The sequence below is a fragment of the Neorhizobium sp. IRS_2294 genome, from assembly GCF_050500145.1.
GTDB lineage: Bacteria > Pseudomonadota > Alphaproteobacteria > Rhizobiales > Rhizobiaceae > Neorhizobium > Neorhizobium soli.
Genome location: NZ_CP191439.1, coordinates 1,940,633 through 1,959,775, shown reverse-complemented (window position 1 = coordinate 1,959,775; position 19,143 = coordinate 1,940,633). Strand labels below are relative to the sequence as shown.

General features: G+C 61.1%; 18 protein-coding genes. 6 read left to right on the top strand and 12 right to left on the bottom strand.

The genetic code is table 11. The features are described from left to right. Positions 1–3: 3 nt before the first annotated feature. The 4 genes from ACQY1K_RS09500 to ACQY1K_RS09485 all read left to right on the top strand — a co-directional run bounded on the left by ACQY1K_RS09500 (position 4) and on the right by ACQY1K_RS09485 (position 2,949). Positions 4–588, top strand: coding sequence for a thermonuclease family protein (locus tag ACQY1K_RS09500; RefSeq protein WP_430257182.1), 585 nt, complete (start codon positions 4–6; stop codon positions 586–588). Then, a complete protein-coding gene (locus ACQY1K_RS09495; protein ID WP_430258960.1) occupies positions 585–1,235 on the top strand; it encodes a uracil-DNA glycosylase family protein in 651 nt (216 codons plus the stop codon). The genes ACQY1K_RS09500 and ACQY1K_RS09495 overlap by 4 nt, the downstream gene beginning before the upstream one ends. Before the next feature lie 50 nt (positions 1,236–1,285). Further along, entirely contained in the window at positions 1,286–1,777 is a 492-nt protein-coding gene (locus ACQY1K_RS09490; protein WP_062456489.1) for an Lrp/AsnC family transcriptional regulator, read from the top strand. A gap of 116 nt (positions 1,778–1,893) precedes the next feature. Beyond that, the gene (locus ACQY1K_RS09485) at positions 1,894–2,949 is read left to right on the top strand and encodes an alpha/beta fold hydrolase (protein WP_430257181.1); all 1,056 of its coding nucleotides are present in this window, start codon (positions 1,894–1,896) and stop codon (positions 2,947–2,949) included. A gap of 40 nt (positions 2,950–2,989) precedes the next feature. Here ACQY1K_RS09485 and ACQY1K_RS09480 read toward each other — a convergent pair whose 3' ends face one another. The 9 genes from ACQY1K_RS09480 to ACQY1K_RS09440 form a co-directional block, all read right to left on the bottom strand. Continuing rightward, positions 2,990–4,177: a GAF domain-containing sensor histidine kinase gene (locus ACQY1K_RS09480; RefSeq protein ID WP_430257180.1), complete on the bottom strand. Its 1,188-nt coding sequence runs from the start codon at positions 4,175–4,177 to the stop codon at positions 2,990–2,992. 210 nt (positions 4,178–4,387) lie between these two features. Continuing rightward, positions 4,388–5,260: an NAD(P)-dependent oxidoreductase gene (locus ACQY1K_RS09475; RefSeq protein WP_430243308.1), complete on the bottom strand. Its 873-nt coding sequence runs from the start codon at positions 5,258–5,260 to the stop codon at positions 4,388–4,390. Between the two features lie 176 nt (positions 5,261–5,436). Continuing rightward, positions 5,437–5,847: a CopD family protein gene (locus ACQY1K_RS09470; protein WP_062456502.1), complete on the bottom strand. Its 411-nt coding sequence runs from the start codon at positions 5,845–5,847 to the stop codon at positions 5,437–5,439. 3 nt (positions 5,848–5,850) lie between these two features. Further along, entirely contained in the window at positions 5,851–6,426 is a 576-nt protein-coding gene (locus ACQY1K_RS09465) for a DinB family protein (RefSeq protein WP_430257179.1), read from the bottom strand. Positions 6,427–6,536: 110 nt separating this feature from the next. Further along, positions 6,537–8,054 (bottom strand): hypothetical protein, encoded by a 1,518-nt coding sequence (locus ACQY1K_RS09460; RefSeq protein ID WP_430257178.1) that lies wholly within the window; start codon positions 8,052–8,054, stop codon positions 6,537–6,539. Between the two features lie 108 nt (positions 8,055–8,162). Continuing rightward, a complete protein-coding gene (locus ACQY1K_RS09455; RefSeq protein ID WP_430257177.1) occupies positions 8,163–8,981 on the bottom strand; it encodes a methyltransferase domain-containing protein in 819 nt (272 codons plus the stop codon). A gap of 52 nt (positions 8,982–9,033) precedes the next feature. Then, positions 9,034–9,864 (bottom strand): ABC transporter permease, encoded by an 831-nt coding sequence (locus ACQY1K_RS09450; RefSeq protein ID WP_092660783.1) that lies wholly within the window; start codon positions 9,862–9,864, stop codon positions 9,034–9,036. After that, positions 9,861–10,643 (bottom strand): ABC transporter permease, encoded by a 783-nt coding sequence (locus ACQY1K_RS09445; RefSeq protein ID WP_430257176.1) that lies wholly within the window; start codon positions 10,641–10,643, stop codon positions 9,861–9,863. The genes ACQY1K_RS09450 and ACQY1K_RS09445 overlap by 4 nt, the downstream gene beginning before the upstream one ends. A 122-nt stretch (positions 10,644–10,765) precedes the next feature. Then, positions 10,766–11,545, bottom strand: coding sequence for an ABC transporter substrate-binding protein (locus ACQY1K_RS09440; RefSeq protein WP_062456519.1), 780 nt, complete (start codon positions 11,543–11,545; stop codon positions 10,766–10,768). 321 nt (positions 11,546–11,866) lie between these two features. Here ACQY1K_RS09440 and ACQY1K_RS09435 point away from each other — a divergent pair, with 321 nt between their 5' ends. Beyond that, positions 11,867–14,191, top strand: coding sequence for an OmpA family protein (locus ACQY1K_RS09435; protein WP_430257175.1), 2,325 nt, complete (start codon positions 11,867–11,869; stop codon positions 14,189–14,191). A gap of 55 nt (positions 14,192–14,246) precedes the next feature. Here ACQY1K_RS09435 and mobB read toward each other — a convergent pair whose 3' ends face one another. From mobB to ACQY1K_RS09420, 3 genes are read right to left on the bottom strand one after another with little or no spacing between them, the layout of a single operon-like run. After that, entirely contained in the window at positions 14,247–14,759 is a 513-nt protein-coding gene (gene mobB, locus ACQY1K_RS09430) for a molybdopterin-guanine dinucleotide biosynthesis protein B (protein ID WP_430257174.1), read from the bottom strand. Then, complete coding sequence (gene mobA, locus ACQY1K_RS09425) at positions 14,756–15,382, bottom strand: molybdenum cofactor guanylyltransferase MobA (RefSeq protein WP_180215482.1); 627 nt, start codon at positions 15,380–15,382, stop codon at positions 14,756–14,758. The genes mobB and mobA overlap by 4 nt, the downstream gene beginning before the upstream one ends. Continuing rightward, positions 15,379–16,311 (bottom strand): DMT family transporter, encoded by a 933-nt coding sequence (locus tag ACQY1K_RS09420; RefSeq protein ID WP_113110591.1) that lies wholly within the window; start codon positions 16,309–16,311, stop codon positions 15,379–15,381. The genes mobA and ACQY1K_RS09420 overlap by 4 nt, the downstream gene beginning before the upstream one ends. 228 nt (positions 16,312–16,539) lie before the next feature. Between ACQY1K_RS09420 and ACQY1K_RS09415 the strand changes: the two genes are divergently transcribed. Further along, the gene (locus ACQY1K_RS09415) at positions 16,540–19,107 is read left to right on the top strand and encodes a methyl-accepting chemotaxis protein (RefSeq protein WP_430257173.1); all 2,568 of its coding nucleotides are present in this window, start codon (positions 16,540–16,542) and stop codon (positions 19,105–19,107) included. Positions 19,108–19,143 lie beyond the last annotated feature (36 nt).

The window sequence follows — 19,143 nt, the reverse complement described above, 5'->3', positions numbered from 1 at the left end:
AATGTGACCCGTATCGTTAAAATAGGCCGCGACGCCGTGTTCCTGGCGGCGTTCATCTTCCTGGGCTCGCTGATTATCGCCAAGCTCGATATCGGCCAGGGAAGCGCGATCAACGGTCCGTTTTTTGCGATTGATGGCGACACGCTGGCCGCCGGTGCTGAGCGGCTTCGGCTTGTCGATATCGATGCGCCGGAGGCTGGCCAGACCTGTGGCGATGGCAAGGGCGCAGAGTGGGCCTGCGGCGATGCGGCTCGCGAAGCCTTGTCGAAGCTTGCGGCCAGTCCCATGACCGAGTGCCGCGGCGACGCGCGCGATCGCTACCGGCGCGTTCTGGTCTCCTGCCGCCGCGGCGACCTCGACATTAACGGCGAGATGGTGCGCCAGGGAATGGCTGTGGCATCCGGTGGTTACGGACGCGAGGAGGCGGCCGCGAAGGGTGCAGGCGAGGGGATCTGGGCCGGACCGTTCGAGAGGCCGAAAGCGTACCGGGCGGCGAAGGGGGCGATGGATGACGACGCGGGTACAACGGCGCTTGTCGATCGCGTAGGCGAGATGTTCGACCGGCTGAAGGCTGCGGTTTCGTGGTGAATGGCGATCCGGCTGGCATCGCGTCCCTCGCGGCCTCGATCGCGCAGTGTCGCATCTGTCGCGATCATCCACTGAAAGGTGAAGCGGACCGCCTGCCGCACGAGCCGCGGCCGGTTGCCGTGCTGTCTGCCACCGCCCGGTTGCTGATCGCCGGGCAGGCGCCGGGCTTGAGGGTTCACGAGAGCGGTCTGCCGTTCAACGATGCCTCGGGCAACCGCCTGCGGGACTGGATGGACGTGACGCGCGAGGAGTTCTACGATGCGCGGCGCCTTGCGATCGTGCCGATGGGTTTCTGTTTTCCGGGCTATGACGCGAAGGGCAGCGACCTGCCGCCGCGTAAGGAATGTGCGCCGGCCTGGCGCAGCCAGGTGATGGCGGCGATGCCGCAGATCGATACGATCCTCGTGATCGGGCAGTATGCGAGTGCGTGGCATCTCGGGGCGCAGCGCAAGCCGAGCATGACGGAAACAGTCAGAAACTGGGGGCAGTATTTCTTCGCCAATGAGGGCCCGCGCGTTCTTCCGCTTCCGCATCCGAGCTGGCGCAATAGCGGTTGGCTGCGGAAGAATCCGTGGTTCGAGGCAGAGGTTATTCCAGCGCTTCGGCATCATGTGGATAGCTTGGTGCGGGGAACAAATTTCGCTTAACTGTGCGATAATGGGGTATATAACGGAAAATCATTTCGAAAGGACGTTTGATGGACCGCCTGGACCGCAAGATTCTGCGCATACTGCAAGAAGACTCCACGCTCGCCGTTGCAGATCTCGCAAAGAAGGTCGGACTGTCGACGACTCCGTGCTGGCGGCGCATCCAGAAGATGGAAGAGGACGGCGTGATCCGCCGTCGCGTGGCGCTTCTCGATCCGGTCAAGGTCAATACCAAGGTCACGGTGTTTGTCTCCATCCGCACCGCAAGCCACTCTATCGAATGGCTGAAGCGGTTTTCCGAAGTGGTGGTGGATTTTCCCGAAGTGGTCGAATTCTACCGCATGAGCGGTGACGTCGATTATCTGCTGCGCGTGGTCGTCCCCGACATTGCTGCCTATGACGCGTTCTACAAGCGCCTCATCGCCAAGATCGAGATCCGTGACGTGTCGTCCGTGTTCGCGATGGAGCAGATCAAGTACACGACTGAACTGCCGCTCGACTATATGCTGCTCGACAATCAGAAGTCCGGCGACAGCGACTGATGGTCAAGGCGCTTCACAGGGCTGTTATCTTCGATTGCCCTCAATGAGGCCGGACCTACCTTGAGCGTGTCACCCGGTGCATGCCATGTGCCGGGCGCGAGCCTCAAGGAGACCTGATGCCCACGCTATTCCTACGTTCTATCGTTGTCGTTGCTGCTGCCTTAGCCCTGCCGGGCCTCGGTGCGGCGCAAGGCGTGTCCTCGGAGCACCCGACCTATGGTCCGAGGCTGGAAGGCTTCGAGTATCCGTTCAAGACTGAAGTCTTCAGCGTGGCGGGGCAGAGGCCGGATGCCGCGGCCGCAGGCGACAGCCAGCCGCTGGAAATGGTTTTCATGGATATCGCCCCTGAGACGCCGAACGGGCGCACCGTCGTGCTTCTGCACGGCAAGAATTTCTGTGCGGCAACCTGGGAGGCGACGATCGGTCGGCTGACCGGCGCCGGTTACAGGGTGATCGCACCCGACCAGATCGGTTTCTGCAAGTCGAGCAAGCCGGCCGCGTATCAATTCAGCTTCCAGCAACTGGCGCAAAACACCAAGGCGTTGCTCGACGCGCGCGGTATCGACAAGGCGACGGTGGTTGGTCATTCGATGGGCGGCATGCTGGCGACGCGGTTTGCGCTAATGTATCCGGACTTTACCGAGCAGCTGGTTCTGGTGAACCCGATCGGTCTCGAAGACTGGAAGGCGAAGGGCGTGCCCTACCAGTCGATCTCGGCGGCCTTCGAAGGTGAGCAGAAGACCAGCTTTGAGAGCATCAAGGCCTACCAGCAGAAGTTCTATTATTCCGGCCAGTGGAAGCCGAGCTATGACAAGTGGGTGGAGATGAGCGCCGGCATGTCTACGGGCGAGGGAGGAGATCAGGTGGCCTGGAACCAGGCGCTGACCTCCGACATGGTCTTTACCCAGCCTGTTGTCCACGAATTCGGGCAGGTAAAAACGCCGACCCTGCTCATCATCGGCACGACGGACAAGACGGCTCCGGGCGCCAACCGCGCCAGCAAGGCGATCGCCGCATCGCTCGGCGATTATACCAAGCTCGGCAAGCAGGCGGCGGAAACCATACCGGGTGCGAAGCTGGTGGAGTTCGACGATCTCGGCCATTCCCCGCAGATCCAGGATCCGGACCGGTTCCACAAGGCGCTGCTCGACGGGCTGAATGATCGCTCGTGATACTGGGAACCGCGTTCGCTTCAGTGAACGCGGTTCCTGATCAGCTTTCCGGCACGATTGCCGGCATGCGGAAGGTGAACACCGTCTGAGTATCATCAGAGGTGACATCGATATGGCCACCATGGGCCTTGGCGATCTGCGACGCGATGTAGAGGCCAAGGCCTAGACCCTGATCATGGGTGCCCGCATCGCTGCGGCTGAAGGGCTGGAACAGTTTTTCGATCGCCTTGCCGGTGATCGCGGTTCCGGCATTGGCGATTTCCAATTTCAGTTCGTCCCCTTCGACCGTTCCCAGAATGCGGATCGGATGTTCTGTAGAGCCGTGGGTGATCGCGTTGCCCAGAAGGTTGGAGAACATCTGCGCAAGGCGGTCATGGTCGACATCGAACAGGCCCGGCAGCTCTATCTCGACGTCAATGTGCCGCTCTGGATGGGCAGAGCAGATTTCCGAGACGACCTGCATCAGTGTGGGGCCAAGCGGACGATCTGCTTCCCTGCGTAGACCCAGACCGCCACCAAGCCTTCCGCGGGCGAAATCCATGACGTTATCGATCAGGCCGGACATGCGCAGGATACTGCCGCGCATCATGTTGAGCACCCTGGTGGACCGCTCGCTTTGCGCTTCGCGCTGCAGGATGTTGATGCCGCCGTCGAGCGACGCAAGGGGATTTCGAAGATCGTGGCCGAGGACTGCGATGAACTGTTCCCGCAACCGAGCCGTCGCTTCCGCATCGAGCAGACTTGCATTGGCCCGATCGAGCTTCTCGTCGGCTTCCAGATGGTAGGCAATCAGTTCGGCAAACAGCTTGAATGTTCCAATCACCTGCGGATTGTTGAGCGCTGCCGGCTTGGGATCTATGGCGCACAGGGTTCCGAAATAACGGCCATCCGGCAGGATGATAGGCATGGAGATGTAGCTCTTCAGTCCGTAGAGCTTCGGGGTTTGATGCTGGAAGTAGACAGGGTCTTCGGCGACGTTGTCGATGACGATAACGTCGCGCGATTGCCGGACTTCGTGGCAGAGCGTCGTTTCGACCGGCAGTTCTCCTCCGGCCGGGAGTCCGAAATGGATGTTGTCCAGAACCTGGCAGGCAACCCACCGATCCTCCGTGACGCGAACAACTGCCGCATATCCCATCCCGGTCGCGCGACAGACAACATCAAGGATCGTTGGTACGGCACCGATACGCTGGACTGCGTCTATGTCGTCCTGAAAGTCATGCGCCATAAATATTCACCAATCCGGCTGACCTTGGTCCTCCAAAATACCCTCTACCCATGGGGCGTCGCAAGGACATCCACCACGCGTCAGGCTCACCGTCGCCGCATAATGCTGATGTAACCGCGAGTCCGGGTTTGCACCAGTCTGCTCTAGCTAAGGATAGAGCAACGGCCAATGTCAACGGGCCGTCGCCACGACTACTGTCGTATCGATAAATTACTTCCGCTCCAACCGTGCCAGCAGCGACGACGTGTCCCAACGCTTGCCGCCCATCGCCTGCACTTCAGCATAGAACTGGTCGACCAGCGCGGTCATTGGCAGGTTTGCGCCGTTGCGACGGGCTTCGGTGAGGACGATATCGAGATCTTTGCGCATCCAGTCGACGGCAAAGCCGAAGTCGTATTTGCCCTGGTCCATCGTCTTGTGGCGGTTTTCCATCTGCCAGGATCCCGCCGCGCCCTTGGAGATGACGCCGACGACGGTCTCGATGTCGAGGCCTGCCTGCTTGCCGAAATGCACGGCTTCCGCCAAGCCCTGGACGACGCCGGCAATGCAGATCTGGTTCATCATCTTGGTCAGCTGGCCGCTGCCGACCGGACCCATCAGGCCGACCATGCGGGCATAGGCCTCGATCACAGGCTTTGCCGTGTCGAAGGTTTTCTGATCGCCGCCGCACATGACAGTCAACACGCCGCCTTCGGCGCCCGCCTGGCCGCCGGAAACCGGTGCATCGATAAAGCCGATGCCTTTTTCGCCGGCGGCTGTCTCCAGTTCACGGGCGACTTCGGCGCTGGCCGTCGTGTTGTCGATCAGGATCGCACCGGATTTCATGCCCGAGAGAACGCCGTTCTCACCTGTGGTCACCTGGCGCAGATCGTCGTCGTTGCCGACGCAGATGAAGACGAAATCGGCATCTTTTGCGGCTTCGGCTGGCGTTGCACCGGTGGCTCCGCCGAACTTCTTTGCCCACTCGGCAGCTTTGGACGCGGTGCGGTTATAGACCGTGACGTCATGGCCGCCCTTTTCCTTCAGGTGGCCTGCCATCGGGAAACCCATAACGCCAAGACCGATGAATGCCACTTTCGCCATGCCGGAACTCCCTGAATTGCTGTGATGCGAGGATTAGAACAAAGCAAGGCCGACGGGAAGGGCAAAGCGCTCGCAAGCCTAACTAGCTGACCTGTCACGACGCTCCACCCGCCGGCTGCGGCGCGTTGGAAATTGGTTCGGTGATACCGTCGTGCAGAGCAGGGTCTCTCTTCTGATCAGAACGGCTTGATCACGGCGAGCGCCACGATCAGCACGAGACAGATCATGATGATGGGCATGCCGAGACGCACGAAGGCGTTCGGATCGCGTTTCGGATCGGCCGCCATCTTGCGCATGGCCGCCCCCTGCATGCCGTGCAGCGCGGAAAGCAGGATCACCAGCACGAACTTGGCGTGAAGCCAGCCACCCGAAAAGCCGACATAGCCGATCGCCAGCCAGAGGCCGAAGATCCACGCGCCGGCAAGGGCGGCGGTCGTGACGGTACGGTCGTATTTGCGCAGCGACTGGATGACGCCGACCCGGATCGTCGGGGGCACCATGGAGATGACGAAGGCGTTCACCAGCATGCCGCCGATCAGCAGGAAGTCAGAGATGAGGTGCAGGGTTTTTAGAACGAAATACAGCATGGGTCAGTCACTCCAGATCATGGATTCGGTAAAGCCGAGTTCGGCGAAGTCTTTTGCGCGCAATGCCTGTTCCTGCGGGTCCGACGGAAAGAACTCGTCGAGCTGCGGTGGGGAAACAGGGGTGGAAGACAGCATCGCATGCACCTGGCCGCGATGATGGATCTGGTGCTGGAAGAGGTGCAGCAGAATTCGATCGGCACGCTCGACCTGGACATGTTTTTGTCGCGGGATCCGGATTTCCCCGGCGAGGTCGGCCTCGCTCATGCGACGACAGTGATCGATCATGCGACGGTCGACGGCCCGTTGTTCCCGATCGAGATCGGCGATAGCGGGGAAGGGTATCTGCGGCTCGAACGACGAAGCGCCGGGACAGTGTCCTTCGAGCGCACCGACGTAAAGCCAGTCCACCGTGAGAATGTGGTTGAGCGTGTGGATGATCGACGGGAAGAAGCTTTGCCGCGGCGCGCCAATATCTTCAGCCGACAGCAGGGCACAGGCTTTGAGCAGCCGGTGATTGGCCCAGGCATTGTTATAGGCCTGAGTGAGAATATAGCGCTGCGGCCCCATCGCCACCTCCATTGCGAAGTTGGTTTAGCCGTTCGGGCGAAGGTTGAGAAGGTGGAAGTTGATATGCTTGGCTCTGGATTGATTAAAGCCGATCACTCTGTTGGAGGTTCCGACTGGGCAGCTTACGACACCTTCGGTTTATTGTCCTGATTCCGCTTGGAATCCGGGAAGTAGGACGACCCTTGCCCAAGGCTGTTGGCAATGTCGCTCCACAACCGGCGCAGGCGGCGGACATGCAGATCATCTGTGATCCATGTCATCAGATGTTCGGCGGCTTTCGAGGTGAGTTCCGGGTCTTTGCTGACCCGCTCACGCGCCCATTTGGCGTATTCGTCCACCGTGACCGCGCGGGCATTCGCACCGTCCATGATCATGAAGTTCATTTTTGCGATGTCCGTCAGCTTGCGCAGGTTGCTGGTCGGCGACATCAGAACGCTCAGATAGATGTCATCGAACTCTTCCGGAGAGTCGATGCTGTCGATCGCGCGTTCGAGGTCGAAGATCGTTCTGATATTCAACTCCCGGAAAGTCAGAAAACGCTCGAGGCCGACGATGTGGCAGAGTTGTGCCTGGGCGACCCAGTCGATGCATTGATAGATCCCGAATGGCGTTTCGACGTGCAGAAGGATGGGATTGTAGGTGGCAAGATTCTGAATGTCGTAGATGCCGCAATCTTCCAGCCGGAACCGGATCTCGTAATCGATGCCGTCGATCACATCGAGCGATATGATCGGGGTGATGGACACGAAGCGATCGTCGCTCGTCTTGACCCAGGGTAAGATCTGCTGGAGCTTGACGAGGAGAAACTTGGTGGAGCTCTGCGGGATCAGCCCGAGCATCGGGGCAAGAGCGATCCATGTGAGCGGCAGCGACTGGCCCGTGGTTGCGGGATCTGAGGCCCCGCCAGTCAGAACACGTCCGATGCCGCCGAGCGGGTCCGGGAAGGCTGCGAACAATATCGCAGCAAAGAGAACCGATGCCAGGCTTTCGATGGTGATCCTCAAGAATGTGGTCGATGAAAGATCGAACACAGCGAGGCGGGCAAGAAGGGCCCGGGCCGATGAGATGTAGGCGCCGACAAAGGCGAGCGAACCGATCACGATGAGCTTCGACGAGTTGTCGCCAGCTATGAGACCCGGCACGGGGCACTGGACGGAGATCTGCAGCCCACAGCAGATCGCGGAAATGAAGATGTGAAAGCCAACATAACTCAGAAGGACGAAGCCCAGAGACGACAAGAAAAGACGGTAGGCGAATGTCACGCGGCCCTTTGCTGCAAGACTAATGAATTGCCGCAGCTTCTCCGCTTCGGGGAGTTTGTCGAACTTTTCCTGCTCCGGCAGAACCAGATCGGCCGTGTATTTCGAGCGGACGAATTCGAAGGATGGGTTGGTATCGAGCGGCGACTGCGTGTTTCCGGTTCCGTCTTTTTTGTTTTTGTCAGTGCCGAAGTTGGTATGAAAGTCCTGGATCTGCCGGAGCCTGCGCAAGCGCACTTCGTTGCGCGCTGCAAAGATGAGAAGCGGGCCGAGCAAGGCGATGACCAGGGCAATCCAGTCAATACCCGACAGCAGACCGACGAGAAGTGAAGGCGTTGTGAATAGGCTATACAGCAGCCCAGTCCAAGACGTGGCATCCATAGCAATCCCCCCCAATCAACCAAATGCTATGATTGGTTGATTGAAGGAGATTTGCGCAACCTAGACGGAATGTCAATATGACCTGATGGGGTGACCTAGTTTAAGGTCTCAGCCCTTCAACTTCGCAATCACGAGATGGCCGGGGCTCGGGTTGCCGTCCTGCATCCGCACATTGATTTCGGTCATTTCCACGACCGTAAAGCCGGTCTCTTCCAGCCGCGAGTGGATGTAGGATTCCGAGTGGACGAAGCGCTGGTGGGGGCCGACCCGGTAGGGGGTGGTGTCGGATGCGGGGAGCGTTTCGGACGAGAAGGCGAACAGGCCACCCGGCACCATGTTTTCGGCAGCACCGAAGAACAGCGGTTCTAGCGCGCCGAGATAGGGCAGAACGTCGGTTGCGGTGACGAGGTCGAAGGGCTCGTCGTCGTTGTCGTCAAGGAAGTCCTCGACTTCCGCGACGTAAAGGGTCTCGTAGAGATCCTTCTCATGGGCGATCTCGACCATGTTTTCGGAAAGATCGATGCCGGTGATGTCGTCCACCATGTCGCGCAGGGTCCCGCCTGTGAGACCGGTGCCGCAGCCGAGATCGAGCATGCGCTTGAACGGGCCAAGGTTCAGCTCCTGCAAACGCTGGCGCAGGATGACGGGGACCGCGTAGCCGAGCTGTTCGACAAGAATGTCTTCGAAGCTTTCGGCATGCTGGTCGAACAGGGTTTCGACATAGGCGTCCGGCGCTCTCGGCGGCGTTTCGCCACGACCCATCGAGGCGATCCGCACGGCTGCGCCACCGTGATCCTCGGGGTCGATTGCCAGAACGTCCTCGTAGGCTTTCACGGCCGCGTCGATATCGCCGGCCTTTTCCAGCGCCAATGCGCGGTTGTAGGCCTCGGCCAGAGCTTCCTCGTCGATCTTCGTCATCGCCATCATCCTTTTCGTTGCGAAGCGCTTTAAGGGGCTGAGCGCCGTTTGGCAATCTGGACTAGCGTTTCAGGTGACGGGTCAGGCGGGCTTCCATGAATGCCCAGAGGTGCCGCAGTGCTTCCACCATCGTCAGGTAGAAGATCGCCGCCCAGAGATAGGTCTGGTAGTCGAAGGTGCGCGAAAAGGCGTAGCGCGTCTCGCCCATCAGATCGAAAACGGTAACGATGGCGACCACGGCGGAGCCCTTGATCATCAGGATCACTTCGTTGCCGTAAGGGCGAAGTGCCACGATCAGGGCTTGCGGCAGGATGACCTTGCGCAGCGTGATGCGCTTGGAAATGCCCAGCGCCGCGGCGCCTTCGTGCTGGCCGCGCGGGACGCTTTCGATGGCACCGCGCAGGATTTCCGCCTGGTAGGCGGCCGTGTTGATCGTCAGCGAAAACAGTCCGCAATACCAGGCCTCGCGGAAGAACCACCAGAGACCGACGGATTCGAGTTCCGCCCTGAAACTGCCGAGACCGTAATAGATCAGGAAGAGCTGCGCGAGCAGCGGCGTCGAGCGGAAGAGATAGACGTAGGCGTAGGCGATCGTGTTGAGCACGCGGTTCTTCGACATGCGGGCGAACGCGATCGGCAGCGAAAGCAGCGCGCCGAGAACGATGGAGATGCCGACGATCGAGATGGTCGTCCACAGGCCGTTCAGGTAGCGCGGTCCGTATCGCTCGAACTTGGCCGTATCCCAGCCGTTGATCACCATCATGACAAGCGCGACCGCCAGCAGGCCCCAGAGCACCAGCACGATCATGCCGGTGACCTTGGCGGCGGTGAGCGGCCTCTCGGCGACGGCGGGCGCCGGGCGTGCCGGTATCAGCTCTTTCACAAAGCTCATCGCGATACTCCCGAGCGTTTGGCCCAGCGTTCGATGAAGCCGAGCCCGAACGAGGAGATCATCGCGAGCGCCAGATAAAGAAGGCAGGCGATGGTGTAGAAGAAGAACGCCTCTCGGCTGACGCGCGCGGCAATGCCTGTCTGGCGGATGATATCGGCAAGGCCGATCACCGAGACATAGGACGTATCCTTCAGAAGGATCAGCCAGAGATTGGTGAGGCCCGGTAGCGCGATGCGGATGAGCTGCGGCAGGACGATCAGGAACATCGTGCGCCAGCGCCGAAGGCCAAGCGCATCGCCGGCCTCATACTGGCCGCGCGGGATGGCGCGAAAGGCAGAGAGAAGCACTTCCGACGAGTAGGAGGAGAATACGACAGCAAGAGCTACCATCCCGGCCACGAAGGCGTTGATCTCGACGCGGCCGTCATAGCCGAAGGTCGACAGCACCGTCTGGAGAAGGATCTGGGCACCGTAATAGACGATGAACAGCGTCAGCAGTTCGGGAAGGCCGCGAAAGATCGTGGTGTAGATGCCGGCAGCCAGCCGCAGCAGCCGTTCTTCCGACTGCGCCGCGAGCGCGATCAGGAAGCCGATGATGAGGCCGACCGGCAGGGTCGCTAAGGCCAGCGTGATCGTGACCTTGACGCCAAAGGCGATCTCGTCGCCCCATCCGGCGTCGCCGCAGGCGATCAGGGAACCTTGGCCGAGCCAGGTAAAGATGCCGGCCGGGCCGCAAAACGGGTCGAGCGTATCGAAGAGGGCGGAGAGCCATCCGCTCATAGGGTCATTCCGGTTCGTTCCCCATGCGGCTTTTAAGATGCCGCTTCAGTCATAGGTGTCATTAAAAAGGAAAACGGCGGAAGGGCAAGCCTTCCGCCGTTCATATTCCGGCGTATAGACGATTACTTGTCGCCGTACACGTCGAAGTCGAAATACTTCTTGTTGATTTCGGCGTATTTGCCGTTGGCGCGGATCGCGGCGATCGCGGCGGTGAACTTGTCGGCCAGTGCCGTTTCGTCCTTGCGCACGGCGATGCCGGCGCCTTCGCCGTTGATTTCCGCATCGACCGGGAGCGGTGCAAGGATCTTGCAGCAGTTGCCGGCTTCGGACTTCACCCATTCCGACAGGACAACGATGTCGTCCACAACGCCGTCGATGCGGCCGTTGGTGAGGTCGAGCTTGTACTCGTCAGACGTCGGGTAGAGCTTCAGTTCGGAATCGGGGAAATGCTTCTCGGTGTAGTTCGAGTGGGTGGTCGAACCCTGGGCGCCGAGCGTCTTGCCCTTGAGCGAGGCCGCGGTCGCATCCTTCAGCGGCGAATCCTTCGGCACGGCGACTGCCGGCGGCGTGTTGTAATATTTCTTCGAGAACGCAACCTGCTGCATGCGCTCCGGCGTGATCGACATGGAGGCGATGATAGCATCGAACTTCTTCGACTGCAGCGCCGGGATGATGCCATCCCAGTCGTTGGTGACGAAGGTGCAGGTGACCTTCATTTCGTCACACAGCGCCTTGGCGATGTCGATGTCGAAACCGGTCAGATTGCCGTTGGATTCGAGAACGTTGAAGGGCGGGTAAGCGCCCTCGGTGCCGATCGTGAGCTTTTCCTGGGCAAGCGCGGATCCGGCGAAAAGCGATACAGCCGCGATGGATGCAGCTGCGAAAAGGCGGGACATGGTCATAATGATCCTCTCTGTTGGCAAGACCGGCGGCGTTGAATTCATACGCCATCCGGGTTGCGGGGCTTAAGGCCAGCTCGCCCCGTCTGACGTTTTATAGATACCGGCCAACGGGAAATTGCAACGGCATTTTCCTGCCCGATGACACCTCGCGGGAGGTGAACGCGGCATTCAGTTGTCATTCATGTGGTTGGGAACAGTCTTTGCGGAACCATATCGGTTGAATACCCGTTCAGCCGGCGCGTCAGCCCGAGGTCATTCTTTCGAACGATGCATAATACGGGATGCGCCAAGGGAAGAGACGCTTGAGAAGAGGAAGATTGCATGTCTAAAAAATTCAGACTGTTTGCCAGCGTGGCTGCGCCGGTGCTGTCGCTGCCGCTGATGCTGCAGCCGGTTGGTGCCATGCCGCTGAAGGCCGCCATTGAAGTCAACCAGACTCCGGCCTCGGTACCAGGTTTCATCCAGGTTCAGCAGGAAGTCATCGCGCCTGAAGATGGTGGTGGCGAAAAGCCGCAGCGTCCGCGCCGTGAAAAGAGCGAAGCGGGCCAGGGCGAAGACAAGCCAGAGCGGCCGCAGCGTCGCCAGGCCGCGGAAGACGGTGGCGGTGCCAGCGAGCGCCCGCAGCGTCGCCAGCAGGCTGAAGACAACGGCGGCGCAAGCGAGCGTCCAGCACGCCGCGCGCAGGCTGAACAGGGCGAGCCCGAGCAGAAGAAGCCAGCGCGCCGCGATGCCGAGCGTCAGCAGGATGCACCTGCAGCAGGCGAACGCCCGCGCCGTGAAGCGCAGGGAAGCGATGCCAAGGAGCGTCCGCCTGCAGCGGACCGTTCCAATGCCGAAAGTGAGCGCCCGAAGCCATCCCGTGACCGCGCCGATCCGTCCAAGGCCGATGCTGCCGACAGGGCAAATCCGGACGATGCAAAGCCGGCCAAGCCTGAAAAGGCACAGGCCGATCGTGCAAAGCCAGACCAGGCTGATCCGGATCAGGCTCGTCCGCAGCGCCAAAAGGCCGGCGATGAACAGTCGCCTGAGCGTCCGCGCGCGCAGGGCGATCGTAACAAGGTAGATCCGAAGGCCGACCCCAAGGTTGATCCGAAGGCTGCGGAACGCAATGCTCGCGACACCGACGCTGAGAACGGGGCTACGCCTCCGCGCGACGCCAAGGATCGCAACCAGCGCGACCAGACCCGTCCGGATACTGCCGCGCAGCCAGACGCGGCTCGCCCAGACCGTAATCAGGCTGACCGTAACCCAGCCGATCGCGACCAGAACAACCGTCGCCCGGGTGATGCCGATCAGGCCAGTCCGAACGAGCCCGGCCGTGATCGTCCCGATCGCAACCAGGCCGATCGCAATCAGCCGGAGACCGATCAGCCCGCAAACGGCCGTCCACGGCCGCCGCAGGTTGCCGATACGCCTGACAAGGTGGAGCGCGCCAAGGAACTGGCGAAGGATCCGAAGTCTGCGCAGCGTGGCGAACAGCCGACCCTGCCGGTCGAAAACGGTGCAGCGGTGCTCGACAGCGCCAAGGAAGATGCACGTCCGCGTCGTCCGGACCGCGATGGTGAGCGTCCGCGCCGCGACCGCGACCGCGATGCCCAGCAGGCCGATCGTGCACCACCACGTTCCGACGCTGATTCCCAGTCCAACACCCGGGAGACAGCCGACCAGAGGCGCAATTTCCGCGAACTGTCCGAAGAGCGCGGCGAACGGCTCGACCGTCGTCCACAGTTCGATCGCCCGCGTGGCTGGGATTATCGGGGTCAGGACGGCCAGGATGTCGGTCGTAACGATCGCGGCAGGGATCGTGGCCGCGTGATCATCTCGATCGACAACCAGTCGGTCGTGCGCCACGACGACAGCCGCCGCTTCTACGAAGAAGACGGTCGCCAGCCGGAATACGAGCGTCTGCGCGATGGTCGTGTACGTGAAGTGATCGAGCGCGACGACGGCACCCGGATCGTCACCGTGCGGAACCGTTACGGCGAGATCGTCCAGCGGTCGCGTATCGTGCGCGGGGGCGAGGAATACGTGCTCTACTATGCGCCGGAACTGTCGGAACAGAACCGCGGTGCGGATTACACCTGGCGCGATCCGGGTGACGACCTGCCGCCGATGCGTCTCGACGTTCCGCTCGACGACTACATCATCGACACGTCGTCGGAGCCTGACCGGAACTACTACGAGTTCCTCGAACAGCCGCCGGTCGAACAGGTCGAGCGCGTCTATTCGCTGGATGAGGTTCGCTACTCGGCCCGTATCCGCGACAAGGTTCGTCGTATCGACTTGGATACGGTCACCTTTGCAACAGGCAGTGCCGAAATTCCGATGAATCAGGCAAGCTCGCTGCGCAAGGTTGCGGATGCGATCAACCAGGTGCTGAAGAAGGACCCGGCTGAAACCTTCCTGATCGAAGGCCATACCGACGCCGTCGGCGCGGATGACGCCAACCTCGTCCTGTCCGACGAGCGTGCGGAAAGCGTTGCCCGCGTTCTGACCGACGCTTACGGCATCCCGCCGGAAAACCTGGCGACCCAGGGCTACGGCGAACGCTACCTGAAGGTTCGCACCGACGGACCGAACCAGGAAAACCGCCGCGTCACCATCCGCCGCATCACGGCGCTGGTAAAGCCGGTGGCGTCGAAATAGTACGGTTCACTAGAGTTGATCAGAGAGCGCCCGGTTTATCCGGGCGTTTTCATTTCTACGGGAGAGAAACGACGTTCGCGATGAAGTCCGCGATGGCGACCGTGTCGTCGAGATCGAAGACGGGCAGGGACGTACCCTCCACCGCATGATCGGCAGCGATGGCAACAATGTGCGGATCGGTCGGAGCCAGTGGCTCGCGGCTTTTCGATTCGAGCCTGCGGGCCTCAATCTTGGGCACTGGCTCGCGCTTGTAGCCCTCTATCAGCACCAGATCGCAGGGCGCGATACGATCGAGAACGTCCTGCAAACTGGGTTCCGGATCGCCGCGCAGCTCGTGCATGATGGCAAACCGGGTGCCGGAGACGATCGTCACTTCATGCGCGCCAGCCTGACGGTGCCGGAACGAGTCGGCGCCGACCTTGTCGATGTCGAAATCGTGGTGGGCGTGCTTGATCGTCGAGATCTTGTAGCCGCGGCGGGTGAACTCCGTCACCAGTCGCACGGCAAGGCCGGTCTTGCCGGAGTTCTTCCAGCCTGCAATTCCAAAGACACGGGGCGGCACTGTCATCTCAGAGCCTCGGTGAAGCGCTTGGCCAAGGCCAGATCCTCCGGAGTGTTGATATTGAGAAAAGGATCGAGCATTTCGCCGCCGATGTCGAGAATTGGGAAATCCACATAGACCGTCGAATGGCGATCCAGAAATGCCCTGAGGCGACGGTTGTCGGGATCGACAAGCCAGTGTTCGAGATCGTCGGCGATCGACTTCGGCCAGAGCGCGAAAACGGGATGCGTGCGACCATCCGACGTAGCGACGGCAATGGTTTCAGGGCCAGCGTCGGCTTCGAGACGTGCCACCAGATCGAGCGGCAGGAACGGACTGTCGCAAGGGACCGTCACCAGATGGGACGCATCGGTGTCCTGCGCCTGAAGGTCGAGAAGACCGGCCAGGACGCCTTCGAGCGGGCCGGCCTGGCCCGGTCTCAAGTCGGGAACGAGACGTAGCCCGCGAATATTCTCTGAGGCTTCGGGCGCATTCAGAACGATCGATATCACCTGAGGCGCGAGCCGATCGACGACATGGCCGAGGATCGTCTTTCCGGCGAGCGGCAGATCAGCCTTGTTTTGCCCCATGCGGCTGGATCGGCCGCCGGCGAGAATGAGAGCCGGGAGATCGTTTGAGGCAGTTATCATCGGCCCGTTTCTCTCGTCTGCGTGGAGCCGGGCGGGGCGACGTCGGCGGCGGTCGCGACCTGCTGCTTCCTCTTCTTTTCGCGCGCGAACGTGTAGAGACCGGAGCCGATCACGATTGCCGCTCCCGCAAGCATGCTGCCGCTCGGCTCCTCGCCGAAGAACAGGATCCCGATCGCCAGAGCCCAGATCAGGCTCGTGTAGCGGAACGGCGTCACGAACGAGACCTCTCCCGTGCGCATCGCCATGATCACGGTCTGATAACCCGCAAAAACCAGGAGCGATGTCAGGACGAGAATGGAGAAGGTGCCGGCGCTCACCGGTTGCCAACCGCCCATCGGCACGATCAGGATAATGCCGAGAAGCGTGTTGGCGAAACTCGTGAAGAAGGTGATGCTGATGGTCGGGATTTCAGCGCTGATCCGCCGGGTCGTCAGGTCACGGCAGGCGGTGAAGCATAAAGCGATGAGCGGATAGACCGCGTCCGCCGAAAAGCCTTCCGCGCCGGGGCGCAGAATGAGAAGGACGCCAACGAGCCCGACCCCGATCGCGCTCCAGCGCCGCCAGCCAACCGGTTCACGAAAAATGAGTGCTGCGCCGAGCGTGACGACCAGTGGCAGCGACTGCATGATGGAGGCAGCGGTGGCAAATTCGAGCCGGGCGAGCGCGGTGAAATACGCAAGGGTGGCGCCGAGTTCGCAAAATCCTCGCAAAAGGACGAGGGGATGGCTCAGCGTTTTCAGCGAAATCGACGCGCGAAGGTGGCGCGCGATGAAATAGACGAGGGTTGTGGTCATGACCCCGCGCACGGCAATGATCTGTGCAATGCTGAGCTCTGACGTAACGGATTTGACCAAAGCGTCGTTGAAGGTAAATGCCGCCATGGCGAACGCCATAACCAGGGCGCCGCGTGCGTTTTCGGACAAACTCATGATGTCTCCTCGGGACCGCGCCGTCTTAACGCAGCTTCAAACGGTCCGCCAGCAGCCACATGTCCCCGTTCTTGCGAAATCGCAACTCGGACGTCCTTGAGTTAACGCTTGTTCAACCGAATTTGCAGATTGTGTGCAGCAATGTTACCCGCATGACGTGGGGGCGCTTGCTGGATAACCCGCGAATGAACAGCGGAGCCGGGGGCTACTCAACAACCCGGGGGTTCCATGTCATTCGTCGATCGTCTGCTTCAAAGACGCAAAATTGTCACCAAGGTTCTTCTCTTCGTCGTGCCACTGGTGCTTCTCATTGCAGGCGTGGGAATGGCTGGCTTCTATACGGCCGAAACGCTGAACGGTCATATGACCGTGACGCGTGCCACGATCGAAAATATCGGCGATTTCGAAGATCTCCAGTCATCGCTTCAGGCATTCACCGAGGCTCCGTCGGATCAGACCGTCGCGACCCTGCGGTCCAGTATCGCGCGTCAGGCAGACGGCATCGGCCGGTTGCAAGGGCTGTTGCAGACCGAGGGTGACCGTAACCGGATAGCCGTTGTCCGCGAGCTTGCGGCTAAGCTCTCGGCCGACACGGACGGGCTGTGGGCGATCGAACAGATGCGCAAGCGCAATGTCGAGGAGATCAATCAGATCCTCAAAGGCGTGCGCGATGCTTCCAACGGCGTCGACAAGCAGGTCGAGATCATCCAGAAACAGTTTGACGGCAAAGAGAAATTCGCCAAGCGGCAGCTGTTTGAAGCCTACGCGTATCGATCCGTCGCGCGTCGGCTGGAAAATCTGCGCAATGCCGTGCGGGCCTCCGAAACCGACGAAGCCACCGTCAAGGGCGCGGAGCTTTACGGCCACACTCTGAAAAAGGAATTCGCGATCGTCGCTCCGATGCTGTCGTCCAACGGCAAGGCGGCCATGGCGCCGATCGAGCAGTCGGCCGATCAGCTTCTGGCCGTCATCGCCAGCGACAAGCCGGTTGCCGACAAGGCCCAGGCTCTGCGCATTGCGACAAGTGCCTTCATGAGACCGCAGGGGGAACTTGCCGCCGAAGTGACGAAGAAATCCGGTGACGCAGCCGAGCGTTTCGTCGATCTCGAAGGCGAGGTGGAAGTGCTGAAGATCGTTCTCGACCAGATCGACCAGTCGCTCCAGATTTCGAACGCGATGCAGCTGCATGCCGAGCGTTTCATGACGGTGCCGACCGATGAAGCACGTTCGCATATCATTGCCGACATCGTGGCGCTGAGGGCAACAAGCGCAAAAGTCTCCGAACTCAATTCACGCAATGCCGCCACCCGCGACTTTGGACCGACCCTTGCGACACTGCTGAGCGCGCTCGACAAGAGCACGGCGACGACGATTGTCAACGCGGGTGAATGGACTGCGGCACGCACGAAGGCGACAGAAACGTTGACGGCAGGCATGGCCGGCCTCAAGAACTTCGTGGCGCAGGCGCAGGCGCAGGAGGTCGGCAAGGCGGACAGCGAGCGTTCGGCCACCGTTTCCGTGATCGCCATGGTGGCGGGCACGCTGCTTGCCATCGCCGGCGGCCTCATGCTGGTCGAGACGCTGCGCGGACCTTTGCGCCGCGTCACCGAGATCATGAAGCGTCTGGCCGATGGCGATCTCGATGTGAAGATCGAAGGCCGCGAGCGGGGCGACGAGATCGGCGACATGGTGCGGTCGGTCAGCGTGTTCCGCGATTCGGCGCTGGAGAATATCCGGCTGGAAAAAGAGGCGACGTCGGCACGGGAGCTTTCGAGCGCCGAATTGGACCGCCGCACAAGCGAACGTGCCCGGATTGCCGCCGAACAGCGTCAGGCGCTGACCGCTCTCTCGAGCGTTCTTGGTCAGCTTGCCGAAGGCGACCTGGAGCAGACCATGGATGAAAACCTGCCCGAGGATTTCATCGAGATGGCCCGCACATACAACCGCGCTGTCGAAGAGTTGCGCGGCACGCTTGCCGACGTCCGTTCCACGGCCGACGAGATCGAAGGCGGCACCGGCAATCTTGCGGCATCCGCCGACGACCTTGCCCGGCGCACCGAGCAGCAGGCGGCGGCACTCGAGCAGAGTTCGCGTGCGCTCCGCCATCTCGGCGACATCGTCCGCGCAACGGCGCAGAGCGCTCGCGAAACCTCGACATCCGTCAACGAGACTGAAGCTTTTGCGGTGCGTTCGGGCGAGGTCGTGGCACGCGCTGTCGGCGCCATGGGCGAGATCAGTCGGTCGTCGGAGAAGATCGCAACCATCATCGGCGTCATCGACGAGATCGCCTTCCAGACGAACCTGCTTGCGCTCAATGCCGGTGTCGAAGCCGCACGCGCAGGTGAGGCGGGTCGCGGTTTTGCCGTGGTCGCGCAGGAAGTCCGCGAACTGGCGCAACGCTGCGCAGGCGCTGCCCGGGAAATCAAGGGGCTGATCTCGGCAAGTTCCGCCCAGGTGACCAATGGCGTGCACCTGGTTGAAGAGACAGGTGGCGCGCTCTCGCAGATCATCGCCCATGTGACCGACGTGCGCAAACTGGTGACGCAGATCTCCGATGCTGCCGAGGAACAGTCGACGGGGATCAGCCAAGTCACCCGCGCCGTTCAGGAAGTGGAACACATCACCCAGCGGAACGCCGCGATGGTGGAAGAAAACAATGCCGAGATCCACGGCCTGCGCCAACGGGTCGGCGTTCTTTCCGAAAAGATCGAGCGGTTCAAGACCCGCGAACCGCATGAACAGTACGGCATGGGGAGTTATGACCGGCGCGATCAGCAGCGGCGCGACGTCGCCTGAGACGATCGCTGCAGTCCCAAAACGAAAAGAGCCGGC

Coding starts and splice junctions, on each gene's coding strand:
- ACQY1K_RS09480 (WP_430257180.1), bottom strand. CDS start 4,177: ATGGCGCATGACTTTCAGGACGACATAGACGCAGTCCAGCGTATCGGT.
- ACQY1K_RS09450 (WP_092660783.1), bottom strand. CDS start 9,864: ATGAGCTTTGTGAAAGAGCTGATACCGGCACGCCCGGCGCCCGCCGTC.
- ACQY1K_RS09440 (WP_062456519.1), bottom strand. CDS start 11,545: ATGACCATGTCCCGCCTTTTCGCAGCTGCATCCATCGCGGCTGTATCG.
- ACQY1K_RS09435 (WP_430257175.1), top strand. CDS start 11,867: ATGTCTAAAAAATTCAGACTGTTTGCCAGCGTGGCTGCGCCGGTGCTG.
- ACQY1K_RS09465 (WP_430257179.1), bottom strand. CDS start 6,426: ATGGAGGTGGCGATGGGGCCGCAGCGCTATATTCTCACTCAGGCCTAT.
- ACQY1K_RS09415 (WP_430257173.1), top strand. CDS start 16,540: ATGTCATTCGTCGATCGTCTGCTTCAAAGACGCAAAATTGTCACCAAG.
- ACQY1K_RS09445 (WP_430257176.1), bottom strand. CDS start 10,643: ATGAGCGGATGGCTCTCCGCCCTCTTCGATACGCTCGACCCGTTTTGC.
- ACQY1K_RS09455 (WP_430257177.1), bottom strand. CDS start 8,981: ATGATGGCGATGACGAAGATCGACGAGGAAGCTCTGGCCGAGGCCTAC.
- mobB (WP_430257174.1), bottom strand. CDS start 14,759: ATGACAGTGCCGCCCCGTGTCTTTGGAATTGCAGGCTGGAAGAACTCC.
- ACQY1K_RS09460 (WP_430257178.1), bottom strand. CDS start 8,054: ATGGATGCCACGTCTTGGACTGGGCTGCTGTATAGCCTATTCACAACG.
- ACQY1K_RS09490 (WP_062456489.1), top strand. CDS start 1,286: ATGGACCGCCTGGACCGCAAGATTCTGCGCATACTGCAAGAAGACTCC.
- ACQY1K_RS09420 (WP_113110591.1), bottom strand. CDS start 16,311: ATGAGTTTGTCCGAAAACGCACGCGGCGCCCTGGTTATGGCGTTCGCC.
- mobA (WP_180215482.1), bottom strand. CDS start 15,382: ATGATAACTGCCTCAAACGATCTCCCGGCTCTCATTCTCGCCGGCGGC.
- ACQY1K_RS09485 (WP_430257181.1), top strand. CDS start 1,894: ATGCCCACGCTATTCCTACGTTCTATCGTTGTCGTTGCTGCTGCCTTA.
- ACQY1K_RS09475 (WP_430243308.1), bottom strand. CDS start 5,260: ATGGCGAAAGTGGCATTCATCGGTCTTGGCGTTATGGGTTTCCCGATG.
- ACQY1K_RS09470 (WP_062456502.1), bottom strand. CDS start 5,847: ATGCTGTATTTCGTTCTAAAAACCCTGCACCTCATCTCTGACTTCCTG.